This is a genomic window from Pseudomonas cerasi (assembly GCF_027983475.1).
GTDB lineage: Bacteria > Pseudomonadota > Gammaproteobacteria > Pseudomonadales > Pseudomonadaceae > Aquipseudomonas > Aquipseudomonas cerasi.
The window spans coordinates 496512-509898 of sequence record NZ_JAQJVM010000001.1 but is presented as its reverse complement, the minus strand read 5'-3'; the positions used below and the strand labels follow the sequence as shown (position 1 = coordinate 509898).

Genomic DNA, 13387 nt, shown 5'->3' with positions numbered 1-13387 from the left:
CTCAGCAGAAGCCGTATGACCCGTTCTCCATTCCGTCGTCTTGTGTTCGGCACCCTGCGCCGGTTGTTGTATCTCTGGGTTCGCTCGGAAACCATCAATCAATCGTCTTTCACGCTGAATCTGGACCGCAGTCGCCCAGTGTTCTATGCACTGCAATCGCCGTCGATCAGCGATCTGGCAGTGATCGACACAGAATGCCGCAAGGCCGGTCTGCCTCGTCCGGTGCTGTCGGTGGCGGTCGGTAACCTGATTGAGCCCGCCGCATTCTTTTACCTGACCCCCTCCCCTGACTGGCTCGGTCGCCAGGACAAGCGCGGTGCGCCCCCGACGCTGGAGCGTGTGGTTGCAGCCATCAGCCAGAACCCCGGCGAAGACGCGCAGATCATCCCGGTCAGCGTGTTCTGGGGCCAGTCACCTGACCGCGAGTCCAGTGCCTGGAAGCTGCTGTTTGCCGACAGCTGGGCGGTGACCGGTCGCTTACGCCGTCTGGTCAGCATCCTGATTCTGGGCCGCAAGACCCGCGTGCAGTTTTCTGCGCCGATTCACATGCGCGAACTGGTGGGTGAAAACAAGGGTTACGAACTGACGCTGCGCATGACTCAACGTCTGCTGCGCGTGCATTTTCGCAACCTGAAAAGCGCCGTGATCGGCCCGGACGTTTCGCACCGGCGCACGGTGGTCAAGGGTCTGCTGGATGAGCCACTGGTCAAGCAGGCGATCATCGAAGAGGCCGAGCGTGAACGCATCACCCAGGAAAAGGCGCGGGAACGGGCACTGAGCTACGGCAACGAGATCGCCTCGGACTACACCTATTCGGTGATCCGCTTCATGGAAGTGGTCCTCAGCTGGTTCTGGAACAAGATCTACGATGGCATCAAGGTCAGCCACATCGAAGGCGTTCAGGAAGTCGCGCCGGGACATGAGGTCATTTATGTACCTTGCCACCGCAGCCATATCGATTATCTGCTGCTGTCTTACCTGCTGTTTCGCAACGGCCTCACGCCGCCGCACATCGCCGCCGGCATCAACCTGAATATGCCTGTGGTCGGCAGCCTGCTGCGACGTGGCGGGGCATTTTTCATGCGCCGCACGTTCAAGGGCAACCCGCTGTATACGGCGGTGTTCACCGAGTACCTGCACACGCTGTTCATCAAGGGCTTTCCGGTCGAATACTTTGTCGAAGGCGGCCGTTCGCGCACCGGGCGCATGCTGCAACCGAAAACCGGCATGCTCGCCATCACCCTGCGCAGCTTCCTGCGCAACTCGCGGATGCCCATCGTCTTCATTCCGGTGTACATCGGCTACGAGCGTGTTCTGGAGGGCCGCACCTACCTGGGCGAGCTGCGCGGGGCAACCAAGAAGAAAGAGTCGATCTTCGATATCTTCAAAGTCATTGGCGCGCTGAAAAAGCGCTTCGGCCAGGTCTCGGTGAACTTCGGTGCGCCCATCAAACTGGCCGAGTTCCTCGATGGCGAGCAACCGGACTGGCGTGAACAGCAACTGGACCCGCAATTTCGCCCCGAATGGCTGAGCGAGACCACGCACCGCCTGGGTGAGCGTGTGGCCCAGCACCTGAACGAAGCCGCTGCCGTCAACCCGATGAACCTGGTTGCCGTGGCGTTACTGTCGACGCAAAGGCTGGCGCTGGACGATCAGGCCATGGAGCGGGTTCTCGACCTGTACCTGACCCTGCTACGCGCCGTTCCGTACTCCCCGCACACAACGCTGCCCGAAGGCGACGGCCGTTCGCTGATCGAGCATGTCAAAGGCATGGACCTGCTCGCCGAGCAAAAAGACGCGCTGGGCAAAATTCTGTACCTGAACGAACAGAATGCGGTGTTGATGACCTACTACCGCAACAACGTTCTGCACATCTTCGCCCTGCCGTCGCTGCTGGCGAGCTTTTTCCAGAGCTCGTCGCGCATGACCCGCGATCAGATCCTGCGCTACACACGTGCGCTGTACCCGTTCCTGCAATCGGAGCTGTTCATTCGCTGGCCGCTGAACGAACTGGATGAGGTGGTCGATCAATGGCTCGCTGCGTTCGTGGAACAAGGTCTGTTGCGCTTCAAAAAGGACGCCTACGTGCGCCCCGAGCCCAGCTCGCGCGAGTTCGTCTTGCTGACCCTGTTGTCGCGCGCCATCGCCCAGACCCTGCAGCGCTTCTACATGGCGATCGCCTTGTTGCTCAACAGCGGGCAGAACACGCTGAGTCCCGAACAGCTCGAGGACCTGTGCACGGTCATGGCCCAGCGCCTGTCGATTCTGCACGGCCTCAATGCGCCGGAGTTTTTCGACAAGAGCCTGTTCCGGCACTTCATCCAGACCCTGCTGGACCTGGGCGTGCTGCGCAAGGACAGTGCTGGCAAGCTGAGCTATCACCCGATGCTGGGCGAACTGGCGGAAGGAGCGGCCAAGCGCGTATTGCCTGCCGAAATCCGTCTTTCGATACGGCAAGTGGCCTTGCACAGCAATGAAGAGGAGCAGGACGTGGGAAGCGATCAAGAGCCAGCGTAGGGCTTTTCCGTAATCTGGCAGGGATCTTTAGACGAGTATTTTGTGCTGTCTGGCCCCTGCCAGGGTTGGGTGTGTACCAATGACTGGTGCCTATCAACTCAGGCAGCCTGCTGATCCGTTCAACACTGAATGCTCCCTTCAACGGTGCGCCTCGGCGCGCCGTTGTCGTTTCACAAAGCTTCATCCCCTCGACATCGATTGACGTCCATCGCTAACGGGTGCAAGTGCCTGTCGCGACTTCCTGATACGCTTGCTCACGCACCGCACCACTATCGCCCCGGGTTCAGGTCAGAACCCACTTCAACAAGGACGCTCTCATGCTTCGTTTTTCGTTCTCCCTGGCCGGCCTGTGCGCTGGCCTTCTGCTGTCGGCCAACGTTTTCGCTCTGTCGTTGAGCGACCTCTCGCAATCGGACGCAACCGGTGGACTCAAGGATGCCCTGACTCAGGGCGCACAGGTCGCCGTCAAACAGCTCGGCGTTCCCGGTGGTTTCAGCAAAAATGAAGAGGTGCGCATCGAGCTGCCGGGCAAACTCGGCCAGATCGCGAAGAAGATGAAAATGCTGGGCATGGGCACTCAGGTCGATCAGCTGGAAACCAGCATGAACCAGGCCGCCGAAGCCGCCGTGCCTCAAGCTCAGGCACTGCTTGTGGATGCAGTGAAAAAGATGAGCGTAACCGACGCCAAGGCCATTCTCAGCGGCGGCAAGGACTCGGCCACCCAGTACCTGAGCAGCACCAGCCGCGAGCAGATCCGCGCCAGGTTCCTGCCTATCGTCAAGAAGTCCACCGATCAGGTGGGTCTGGCCCAGAAGTACAATGCCTTTGCCGGCAAAGCGGCGGCGCTTGGCGCGCTTGACAGCAAAAGTGCCAACCTTGAAGGCTACGTGACCGAACAAGCGCTGAACGGGCTGTTCGAAATGATCGCCAAACAGGAAGAAAGCATCCGCGCCAACCCTGCTGCTGCCGCTACGGGCCTGGCGAAGAAGGTATTTGGCGCGCTTTGAGTGCAAGTCTGCGCCTGTATTCACGGGCGCCTCTGCGTTTGACTCGGGCCCAGGCCGTTGAGAACAGGCGCTATGCACCGCTTTCCTCTGCGGCTGCCTTGGGCTTCAAGGCCTTCTTCGGGTAAATGTCGTAGCGGCTGGATTTGCCGTCCAGCGCATAACCTGGCTTGAGGCCGTCGATGCAGGGCGCCTTGCGCGGGCGTTTGACCACCACGCGGTGGGTGGCAAGCGCCAGTGCTGCCTCCAGCAACGCAGGCGCGTCCATGTCATCACCGACCAATGGTCGGAACAGACGCATTTCCTTTTTCACCAGTGCGGTCTTTTCCCGGTGCGGAAACATCGGGTCCAGGTAGATCACCTGAGGCGGCTCCCCTGTCCAGGCGCGGATGATATCGATCGAGTTGCCGGTCAACAGGCGCATCCGGGCGATGATAGAACCGACATCACGATCACCGCGCCCACGGGCCAGACCGTCTTCCAGCAATGCAGCGATGATCGGCTGACGCTCGATCAGGCTCATGTCGCAACCGAGACTCGCGAGCACGAACGCATCCTTGCCAAGGCCTGCCGTTGCGTCCAGCACGCTGGGGCGAATGCCTGGCTGAATACCGACCGCTTTGGCAATCATCTGCCCGGTCCCGCCACCGAACAGCCGCCGGTGAGCGACTGCGCCCTCGACAAAGTCGACACGTACAGCGCCCGGTGCATCATCGCCCAACTGCTGCAATTGCAGCCCGTCGTCAGTCAGTTGCAGTGCAAAATCAGCGTGCGCATCGCTCAACGGCAGGCCCAGGCGCTGCGCCCATTGCGCCGCCTGCTCCTGCTCGCCAACGGCCAGGGCTTCGACCCGGATACGACTGCCTGCTTGCTGCTCAATCATTGCGTCTACACACTCAAAAATTGTTAATGATCGGCAAAGTCTGCCGATAACCAAGTATCCGGCATTTTGCCAGACCCAAGGCCAGTACTGATCGCTATGTCAGAGATTGTTCAATCATCCATCGGCTATTTGTCGCACTCAGGCGACTTTAGCGTTCGCAACAGCCGCACACTGGGTGGTGTGACACAGCTGTGGTCGGATGCATTTGCCCGGGCGATGGCGGATCAGGTCAGTGAAAGCGCTTCAGTACCCGTACACCCGACGGCTGTTGAGGTGGATGTAGAAACAGGCGAGCCGGTCGCTGGCGCGAAAACCCTGAGCAAGATCGTCGAGCAACGTACCTGCCCGGTCACCGATACCGAGGTCAAGCCTCCAGAGCCGCTGTTCCTGCCGATTGCCGAGTTTGACCTTGATCTGCTGCCTCCGCCTGCAGAGCCGTTCAGCATGGCTGAAATGATCGAACAGCAACGCCATCTGGAGTTCGAGAGCCACTGGGTACGCCCTACCGTTCTGAACCCTTATGACGATAGCGTCAAACCAGGCCCAGGCCCGCAGCCACGCCCGCTGCATCTGCCGATTGCCGAATTCGAATGGGAACTGGCCGACAAGCCTGCCCAACCTCTGGATGAGCAGACCATCGCCGCCCAACAGCGCCAGTTCGACTACGAGAACGGCTGGGCACGTCCGCTGATCCTGCAGAACCTGCGGATGGCGGCATAAGCCCCGAACACTTACCTGCACACCGACCAGCGCCCCATGTCGACGTGAAAATGATCGCGATGCGCCGCGTTGTACTCAGGCCCGAGCACCGTGCTGAAGTTTTTGCAGGCACCGTCACGTAACAGCCTCAGAAAACGCCCCCTTTCCCCCTCGTCGCCCCAATCCTTGAGAACAACAATGCGCTGACCGTCTGCCAGGCGAAAACCTGCCATGTCCAGCGCATTGGCCGTGGCGTGCTGGCTGAGCCGAGCATTGGCGCGGTTGTAGATGTTGCGGCAGGCAAAGCTGCCCAAATGATCGATCCGCGCTACCCGCTGGCCGAAAACAGCCTGGGCGGCGGGTTGCAAGGTGTGAATATCAAACAGCGCATAGGCGACCGCCAACGGGCAACTGGCCAGAAAGCTGCTGCTCAGCGCCACGTCGCCACCCTGAATGCGCAGGGTATTTTCCAGGGGGCAACGGGCAGAAGGATCACTGTCGGCCTGGCGACTGAAACGCAACCCTGACGAACTCAGCACCTGATCGCACAGCGCGGGATCATTTTGCAGTCGCGACAGCTTGTAAGACGTCAGAAAGTTGGGCTCGGCCCGCACATCCAACGGCGCCCACGGGTTCCAGCGCTCGGGTACATCGACCCAACCGCGCCAGACGGCGAACGCCCCCATTGCACAGAGCAGCAGGAATACCAGCAGCACGCGCATGCTTAACCCTTGACCCGCGCCACGGGTGCGAATCGAACAGAAAATCTATGGATAGGGACAAAACAGCGCAGTTGCGAATCCATAAGCGGGCTCTCCACAAGGTCGGACTCTGTCAGCCCACACCTGGAAGACCTCAGAGCAAGCCCAACTGTTCCACCTGAGGCCCGCGATCCAGTTCGAACAATGCCGGCAGGCCAGGCAATCGCGCCATCAGTTGCTGATGAAAGCGCATGGCCTGTTCGGCAGCCTTGATGTTGTCCGGGGTGTGCAGGAAGACATAAGGCGTGCGCCCCTCTTCGATCCACACGGCGACCTTTTCCACCCACTGCACCAAAAACTGATCATTGGCCTCCAGGTCAGGACCGCCGATGAAACGGACCTGAGGAAACAGGGTCAGCGCGGCCGGACGAGGTGGCACCTTGGGTTTTTTCGATTGGGCGTGCAGGACTGCGGGATCGCTTGAGACGCAGCTGAACAACGCGCGGGAATCGAGACAGATGCGCTCGACGCCTCGGTCCAGCAGCAGGCGATTGAGCATGCGCTCTTCATCACCTTTCAGGAAAAACGCCATATTGCGCACTTCTACGGCAAGCGGCACGTTGAGTTCGTCGAGAAAGCCGGCCAGCTCGGCCAGACGCTGCGGCGTGAAGCTGGCGGGCAACTGCAGCCAGAACGGCGCTATCCGCCCGCCCAGAGGCGCAAGTAACCGGATGAATTCCTCAGCGGCGCCGACCTGCTCACGAAGGTCGCCGTTATGACTGATGTCTTTATGGAATTTGGCGGTGAAACGAAAATCGTCGGGCATCGTTTCTGCCCAGCGCTGCACCGTGGTGGCGGCGGGACGGGCGTAGAAAGTGGTGTTACCTTCGACAGCGTTGAATACCTGAGTGTAAAGATTCAGGAAATCATTGGGGCGGGCATCTTCGGGGTACAACGAATCGCGCCAGGCGTTTTCACTCCATGACGGACAACCAACGTAGTAAGGCAGACGGGACACAATCAAACGTGCAGATCGAGCCCCGATACTTCAAGGTCCCAATCGACAAAACTGGCAGTGGCCATATAACTGGCCAGCGCGTGGGCGACACGAGAGCTCATGGAGCGTGGGAAAATGATGTCTTGCGGACGCGCAGGCACGTTGGCAGTGCTGCCAATCGGTGAATCACCCGTTTCACGGCGAGCGCGCGCTGGGGGCGGCGGCAACTCGGCATCAACTACGACTTCCTCAAAAGACCCTTCGACGGTCGAAGGCGTTTTCTGCGGCTTTCGCTTGATGGGATACGAGCGTGATGAGGTTCCGTCTATGCGCATCGATTATGTACTCGGCGTCGATAGTGGCAATTTAGCGTTACTGCCTTGTAGTTCGCAAATTGCGTAACGATAACTAGACCACATATCTTGCAACTTGTTATCGCCAAATGAGATTAAAGACCATTCAGACGATAAACGGTAGATGGCAAACTGATATTTTTAAATACTGGCTGCGCGGTTGGCGAGTATTGAAAGACATCTGCATGGAATGCGGCAGGCTGTTGTGCAAGCCCCGCCCTTGCGTCAACGCGCCTTCGGCGTAGCCACCTTGTCACGCAGGTAAACCGGCTGAGCGTCATCCGCAGGCAGGGCTTCGCCGCGGTGCCAGGCAAAGGTTGCCAGCGTCAACAGATCCTGCGCGTGCGGCAGCATGGCTGCATCATGGCCTGTCAGACTGAGCGGAATACGCTCTGCATAGCCCCAGCCCGTACCGGCGCCAAACCATTGCCCGCTGGCGTGCGCAGGCAGCGCGGCCAATTCGGGCGCCATCACCGCCTCTTCGCCCAACAGGCGCATTTCCCCGGCGGCCTCGTGATAGCAACCCCAGTACACCTCGTCCATGCGCGCATCGATAGCCGATGCCACCTGCGACACGCCGTGTTCGCGCAAGGCGCGCTGCGCCAGCACGGCGAGGTTCGACACGGGCAGCACCGGACGCTCAAGGGCGAATGCCAGGCCTTGCACGACGCCGATGGCAATACGCACGCCGGTAAACGCGCCGGGACCGCGCCCGAAAGCGATGGCGTCCAGCGCCGACATGGCAATGCCCGCCTCGGCCATCAGGCTTTTGATCATGGGCAGCAGCCGCTGGGCATGCAGGCGCGGGATCACCTCGTAGTGGCTCAGCACCTTGCCGTCATGCAGCAAAGCGACCGAGCAGGCTTCAGTGGCGGTGTCCAGGGCCAGCAAGGTGGTCATCGGTGTTTCCGTCGTAGTCAATGTGAAAAAGTGCAGCAGTATAAATGACAAATGGCCCGCAAGCGGGCCATTTATTGTTCAGGCCGAGAGCCTTACTTCAGGGCTTCCAGTACTTTCGCAGTGATGTCCTCAACCGAACCGACACCCGGAATATGGCTGCACTTGGGCTTGCCGTTCTTCGCTTCCAGCTTGCTGTAGAACTCGACCAGCGGCTTGGTCTGGGCGTGGTATACCGACAAGCGATGACGCACGGTCTCTTCGACGTCGTCCTTGCGCTGCAGCAGTGGTTCGCCGGTCACATCATCAATGCCTTCAACCTTCGGCGGATTGAAGATGGTGTGGTAGATGCGCCCGGAACCTTCGTGAACCCGGCGGCCGGACATGCGCTTGACGATTTCTTCGTCATCGACGGCGATTTCCAGCACATGGTCGATTTCCAGACCGGCTTTCAACAGGGCTTCGGCCTGTGGAATGGTGCGCGGAAAGCCATCGAACAGCACGCCGTTCGCGCAGTCCGGCTGGGCCAGACGGTCCTTGATCAGGCCGATGATCAGGTCATCGGAAACCAGACCGCCCGAGTCCATGACGCTTTTGGCCTTCAGGCCCAGCTCGGTTTCAGCCTTGACTGCAGCGCGCAGCATGTCGCCTGTCGAAACCTGCGGGATGCCGAACTTTTCAGTGATGAATTTTGCCTGAGTACCTTTACCGGCCCCGGGAGCTCCCAGCAGAATCACGCGCATCGTCATGCTCCTCAAATTTTTTATAGTGAAATCATCGGATTCGCCTCGGGGGCCAATCTAAAAAATGAATCAGGCCAATAGGCCGAAAGGCTGATCAAGATACACAGCAGACCGAGGCCGCACAAGCCGCCGAAAGTCGCAGTAAGCGCAGGCGTACCGCCTTGTCAGCCTTGATTTCAGAGTGATATGACCTGTATCAAGGTTTACGGCAGGCCAGCCTGCAAATCCGGCGCTGGCCATCGCCGGACCGAAAAGGCCAGACGATGGCATGGGCCTCATCCATCAGCCGGTGTTGCGCAGACCGGCAGCAATCCCCGCTACAGACACCAGCAGCGCCAGTTCCAGAGGACTGTCCAGACTGGCTTCACGATTACGCGAGCGCGACAGCAGCTCTGCCTGAAGCAAATGCAACGGGTCAAGGTAGGTGTTGCGCAGACTGATGAATTCCAGTGTTTCAGGACTGTGGGCCAGCAGTTGCTTCTGGCCGGTCAACCCCAGAACCACATTGCACGCCTGCGACAATAGGTCGCGCAAATGTGCGCCCAAATGTTGCAGCTCGGCGCTGACCAGACGTTCGTCGTAGAGTCGGGCGATGTCCGCATCGGCTTTGGCGAGGACCATTTCCAGCATGTCGATACGGGTTCTGAAGAACGGCCACTGCTCACGCATCTGTGCCAGCACCTCACCTTCGCCGCGCTCCAGGGCTTTGCTCAGTGCCGCTTCCCAACCCAGCCAGGCGGGCAGCATCAGACGCGTCTGCGTCCAGGCGAAGATCCACGGAATGGCACGAAGACTCTCTACACCGCCCTCGCGGCGCTTGGCCGGACGACTGCCAAGTGGCAAACGCCCCAGTTCCTGCTCGGGTGTCGCCTGGCGGAAATACTCGACGAATTCAGGGTTCTCACGCACCACCGCGCGATAGGCGCTGACTCCGTCGCCGGCCATCTGGTCCATCATCGTCCGCCACGCCGGTTGTGGAGGTGGCGGCGGCAACAGGGTCGCTTCCAACACGGCGGCCAGATAAAGATTGAGGTTCTGTTCGGCGATGTCCGGCAGGCCGAATTTGAAACGAATCATTTCCCCTTGCTCGGTGGTCCGAAAACGCCCGGCCACAGAACCCGGCGGTTGCGACAGGATCGCCGCGTGCGCGGGACCGCCGCCACGACCGACTGTACCGCCACGGCCGTGGAACAGCAGCAATTCGACCTGCTGCTCGCGACAGATCTCCACCAGCCTTTCCTGAGCGCGGTACTGCGCCCAGGCCGCCGCCGTCGTGCCGGCATCCTTGGCCGAGTCGGAATAGCCGATCATCACCTCTTGCGGGCCGTGCAGACGCGAGCGATAGCCCGGCAGCCCGAGCAGCGTCTCGATCACTGGCCCGGCGTTATCCAGATCGGCCAGTGTCTCGAACAACGGCACCACACGCATGGGCCGCTGCAGCCCCGACTCCTTGAGCAGCAGCTGCACGGCCAGCACATCCGAGGCCGAGCCGGCCATCGAGATCACATAAGACCCCAGGGACGCCGCTGGAGCGGCTGCCACCTCCCGGCAGGTTGCCAGCACCTCTGCGGTGTCGGCTGCCGGCTTGAAGTAGCTCGGCAGCAGCGGCCTGCGGTTATTCAATTCACGCAATAGAAAGTCGATGCGGGCCTGCTCATCCCACTCTTCGTAACGACCCAGCCCCAGGTAATCAGTGATTTCGGTCATCGCTGCGCAGTGACGGCTGGAATCCTGGCGAACATCCAGACGCACCAGAAACAGACCGAATGTGACTGCGCGACGCAGGCAATCCAGAAGCGGCCCGTCGGCGATCACACCCATGCCGCATTCGTGCAGCGACTGGAAGCACAGCAGCAAAGGGTCCAGCAGTTCACGGTTGTCCCGCAGCACCGCTTCCGGCGCAGGCAAGGTTTCGCTCAATGAGGCATTGGCCCAGTTGCGCGTCGCACGCAAACGCTCGCGCAGACGTTTGAGCTCCGCCCGATAGGGCTCGGCACTGTCACCCACGCTGGCACGCAAAGCGTCACTGGCTTGCTGCATCGACAGTTCTGCGGCGAGATTGTCCACGTCACGCAGATACAGGTCAGCCGCCATCCAGCGCGCCAGCAACAGCACTTCGCGGGTGACCGCAGCCGTGACATTCGGGTTACCGTCACGGTCGCCGCCCATCCAGGAGGCAAAACGGATCGGCGCGGCTTCCAGCGGCAAATGCAGGCCGGTGGCCGCATGCAGCGCATGGTCAGCCTTGCGCAGGTAGTTTGGAATGGCGTGCCAGAGCGAGTGTTCAATGACCGCGAAACCCCATTTGGCTTCATCGACCGGCGTAGGTCGGATGCGCCGAATCTCTTCGGTGTGCCAGGCCTCGGCGATCAGCCGCTGCAGGCGCGAAGTAATCTGTGTGCGCTCGGTGCTGTTGAGATCGCGATGATCGAGTGCTGCCAACTGCGCAGCGATGGCGTCGTATTTCTGAATCAGCGTACGGCGTGCGACCTCGGTGGGGTGCGCAGTCAGCACCAGCTCGATTTCCAGTTTGCTCAGCTGACGTGCCAGGGCAGCAGGTGAATGGCCTTCGGCCTTCAGGCGATCAAGCAGCTCGGGCAGTACTCGCGACTCGAACGGCAGCGGCTGTTTATCGTCGCGGCGGTGCATGAGCTGATATTGCTCGGCAATATTGGCCAGGTTGAGAAACTGGTTGAACGCACGTGCAACCGGCAGAAGCTCGTCATCACCCAGCCCGTCGACGCTGGAACTGAGTTGCTCGGCCCCTTCTGCGGAACCGCGCCTGCCCGCTTTGGCACCTTTGCGAATACGCTCGATCTTGTCGAGAAATTCAGCGCCCCGCTGCTCACGAATCGTATTCCCCAACAGCTCACCCAACAGGTGAACGTCTTCGCGCAGACGCGCATCGATATCGGCCATCGTTCCTCTCCCGTTTTTTATCTGGGCTCAGTTGCGTACCCGCTCGGCAGCACGGGCATACGTGAATTCAAATCCGCTGTGCCAACAGTGCACCAAAAGCCTGCAATTGGACAAATGCTTCAGCAAAAACCTGAACGCCATCAGGGTTATTGATCGTGGCTTCACGCCCCTTCATATGATGGACAACATATTGGCATTCATCTGAAGGCCTCTGAAAAATCCTGACCGCTCAGTAGATATTTATCTGAACTATTCAAAAACCGCGCAGGTCGGAACGATTAACCATTACAGGAAAGCCCGAAAGGCAGTAGGCGGTTGTACAACCTGATGCCCGGACTTGATGCAACGACTGTCATGGATAACCACGTTGGAGTCAGACATTGGAGTTGATCAACATGAACACCCTAACTGCCAAAACCAAGTTCAAAGGCCTGCGCGGTCTCAAGCTGGCTGCGCTGGCACTCGGTAGCACCTTTATCCTGGCCGGTTGTGCCGGTAACCCGCCCTCCGAGCAGTACGCGGTTTCGCAATCGGCCGTCAACAGCGCTGTCAGCGCTGGCGGTACCGAGTTCGCGGCGGTAGAAATGAAGTCGGCTCAGGACAAGCTCAAAGCTGCTGATCTGGCCATGCAGGATCACAAATACGATGAAGCACGCCGTCTGGCTGAACAAGCCGAGTGGGACGCTCGCGTAGCAGAACGTAAATCTCAGGCCGCCAAAGCTGCCAAGGCCGTGCAGGACGCTCGTCAAGGCGTCAACGAACTCCGTGAAGAAGGCCTGCGCCAGGTGCAGTGATTGCCCTGCGCCCCCTTCTGTTTTCATGAATTCGTAACTGATTAAAGGACGACCCTATTATGCGTAAACAATTGATGATCCCTGCTCTGCTGGCCATGAGCGTTGCCTTGGCAGCCTGTGCAACCAAGCCGAACCCTAACCTGGAACAGGCTCGCAGCAACTTCACCGCGCTGCAGACCAACCCTCAGGCCACTCAAGTCGCAGCCCTGGAAACCAAGGACGCCAGCGAATGGCTGACCAAGGCAGAACAGGCCTTCCGTAACGATGAAGACGTACAGAAAGTCGATCAACTGTCGTACTTGACCAACCAGCGTATCGAGCTGGCCAAGCAGACCATCGCTCTGCGTACCTCTGAAGCAGCTCTGCAAAACGCTTCTGCCGACCGCGCCAAGGCCCGTCTGGAAGCGCGTGACGCGCAGATCGCTGCACTGAAAAACAGCCTGAACGCCAAGCAGACCGAACGCGGTACGCTGGTGACTTTCGGTGACGTACTGTTCGACTACAACAAGGCCGAACTGAAGCCAACCGCCCAGGGCGACATTGGCAAGCTGGCTGGCTTCCTGCAGGAAAACCCGGACCGTAAAGTGATTGTCGAAGGCTATACCGACAGCACCGGTTCGGCTTCCTACAACCAGTCGCTGTCCGAGCGTCGCGCCAACTCGGTGCGCATGGCTCTGGTACGCATGGGTGTAGACCCAGCGCGCGTTGTGACCATGGGTTATGGCAAGGAATACCCGGTTGCTGACAACTCCAGCAACTCGGGCCGCGCCATGAACCGTCGTGTGGAAGTCACCATCTCCAACGACAACCAGCCTGTTGCACCACGCTCTTCGATGAAATAAGCGACTGAGCTGCTGCACCGAAGCCCCGCCTGCGCATA

12 protein-coding genes are annotated in these 13387 nt (G+C 59.8%); 5 read left to right on the top strand and 7 right to left on the bottom strand.

Annotated features, from left to right (window positions below; translation table 11 throughout):
• The first annotated feature begins 15 nt into the window (after positions 1-15).
• Together plsB and PI739_RS02305 are read left to right on the top strand one after the other, a co-directional pair.
• Complete coding sequence (gene plsB / locus PI739_RS02310; protein WP_003364889.1) at positions 16-2517, top strand: glycerol-3-phosphate 1-O-acyltransferase PlsB; 2502 nt, start codon at positions 16-18, stop codon at positions 2515-2517.
• A 317-nt stretch (positions 2518-2834) separates the two neighbouring features.
• Complete coding sequence (locus tag PI739_RS02305) at positions 2835-3524, top strand: DUF4197 domain-containing protein (protein WP_003364891.1); 690 nt, start codon at positions 2835-2837, stop codon at positions 3522-3524.
• Between the two features lie 70 nt (positions 3525-3594).
• On the opposite strand, the gene PI739_RS02300 is transcribed toward PI739_RS02305, so the two are convergent.
• Positions 3595-4404 carry a class I SAM-dependent methyltransferase gene (locus tag PI739_RS02300; protein ID WP_003364894.1) on the bottom strand — a complete coding sequence of 270 codons (810 nt, stop codon included), beginning with the start codon at positions 4402-4404 and terminating at the stop codon, positions 3595-3597.
• A gap of 96 nt (positions 4405-4500) precedes the next feature.
• On the opposite strand from PI739_RS02300, the gene PI739_RS02295 reads away from it, so the two are divergent.
• Positions 4501-5124 carry a hypothetical protein gene (locus tag PI739_RS02295; protein ID WP_003364895.1) on the top strand — a complete coding sequence of 208 codons (624 nt, stop codon included), beginning with the start codon at positions 4501-4503 and terminating at the stop codon, positions 5122-5124.
• Positions 5125-5135: 11 nt separating this feature from the next.
• Here PI739_RS02295 and PI739_RS02290 read toward each other — a convergent pair whose 3' ends face one another.
• The 6 genes from PI739_RS02290 to ppc form a co-directional block, all read right to left on the bottom strand.
• The gene (locus PI739_RS02290; RefSeq protein ID WP_054080751.1) at positions 5136-5825 is read right to left on the bottom strand and encodes an extensin-like domain-containing protein; all 690 of its coding nucleotides are present in this window, start codon (positions 5823-5825) and stop codon (positions 5136-5138) included.
• A 133-nt stretch (positions 5826-5958) separates the two neighbouring features.
• Positions 5959-6822: a DUF72 domain-containing protein gene (locus PI739_RS02285; protein ID WP_054080750.1), complete on the bottom strand. Its 864-nt coding sequence runs from the start codon at positions 6820-6822 to the stop codon at positions 5959-5961.
• Positions 6823-6824: 2 nt separating this feature from the next.
• A complete protein-coding gene (locus PI739_RS02280) occupies positions 6825-7136 on the bottom strand; it encodes a hypothetical protein (protein WP_003364898.1) in 312 nt (103 codons plus the stop codon).
• 243 nt (positions 7137-7379) lie between these two features.
• A complete protein-coding gene (tsaB, locus tag PI739_RS02275; RefSeq protein WP_003433409.1) occupies positions 7380-8054 on the bottom strand; it encodes a tRNA (adenosine(37)-N6)-threonylcarbamoyltransferase complex dimerization subunit type 1 TsaB in 675 nt (224 codons plus the stop codon).
• Between the two features lie 92 nt (positions 8055-8146).
• Entirely contained in the window at positions 8147-8794 is a 648-nt protein-coding gene (gene adk / locus PI739_RS02270) for an adenylate kinase (RefSeq protein ID WP_003364903.1), read from the bottom strand.
• A 282-nt stretch (positions 8795-9076) separates the two neighbouring features.
• Positions 9077-11713: a phosphoenolpyruvate carboxylase gene (gene ppc / locus PI739_RS02265; protein ID WP_003433410.1), complete on the bottom strand. Its 2637-nt coding sequence runs from the start codon at positions 11711-11713 to the stop codon at positions 9077-9079.
• Between the two features lie 380 nt (positions 11714-12093).
• Between ppc and PI739_RS02260 the strand changes: the two genes are divergently transcribed.
• Both PI739_RS02260 and PI739_RS02255 read left to right on the top strand, forming a co-directional pair.
• On the top strand, positions 12094-12507 hold the full coding sequence (locus PI739_RS02260) for a DUF4398 domain-containing protein (protein WP_003409265.1): 414 nt from the start codon (positions 12094-12096) through the stop codon (positions 12505-12507).
• A 59-nt stretch (positions 12508-12566) separates the two neighbouring features.
• The gene (locus PI739_RS02255) at positions 12567-13349 is read left to right on the top strand and encodes a lipotoxin F family OmpA-related lipoprotein LptF (protein WP_003364910.1); all 783 of its coding nucleotides are present in this window, start codon (positions 12567-12569) and stop codon (positions 13347-13349) included.
• Positions 13350-13387 lie beyond the last annotated feature (38 nt).

What these genes read in the sequence shown, in the direction of transcription:
- PI739_RS02290 (WP_054080751.1), bottom strand. Translation starts at nt 5,825, where the DNA reads ATGCGCGTGCTGCTGGTATTCCTGCTGCTCTGTGCAATGGGGGCGTTC.
- plsB (WP_003364889.1), top strand. Translation starts at nt 16, where the DNA reads ATGACCCGTTCTCCATTCCGTCGTCTTGTGTTCGGCACCCTGCGCCGG.
- tsaB (WP_003433409.1), bottom strand. Translation starts at nt 8,054, where the DNA reads ATGACCACCTTGCTGGCCCTGGACACCGCCACTGAAGCCTGCTCGGTC.
- PI739_RS02255 (WP_003364910.1), top strand. Translation starts at nt 12,567, where the DNA reads ATGCGTAAACAATTGATGATCCCTGCTCTGCTGGCCATGAGCGTTGCC.
- ppc (WP_003433410.1), bottom strand. Translation starts at nt 11,713, where the DNA reads ATGGCCGATATCGATGCGCGTCTGCGCGAAGACGTTCACCTGTTGGGT.
- PI739_RS02305 (WP_003364891.1), top strand. Translation starts at nt 2,835, where the DNA reads ATGCTTCGTTTTTCGTTCTCCCTGGCCGGCCTGTGCGCTGGCCTTCTG.
- PI739_RS02300 (WP_003364894.1), bottom strand. Translation starts at nt 4,404, where the DNA reads ATGATTGAGCAGCAAGCAGGCAGTCGTATCCGGGTCGAAGCCCTGGCC.
- PI739_RS02280 (WP_003364898.1), bottom strand. Translation starts at nt 7,136, where the DNA reads ATGCGCATAGACGGAACCTCATCACGCTCGTATCCCATCAAGCGAAAG.
- adk (WP_003364903.1), bottom strand. Translation starts at nt 8,794, where the DNA reads ATGCGCGTGATTCTGCTGGGAGCTCCCGGGGCCGGTAAAGGTACTCAG.
- PI739_RS02295 (WP_003364895.1), top strand. Translation starts at nt 4,501, where the DNA reads ATGTCAGAGATTGTTCAATCATCCATCGGCTATTTGTCGCACTCAGGC.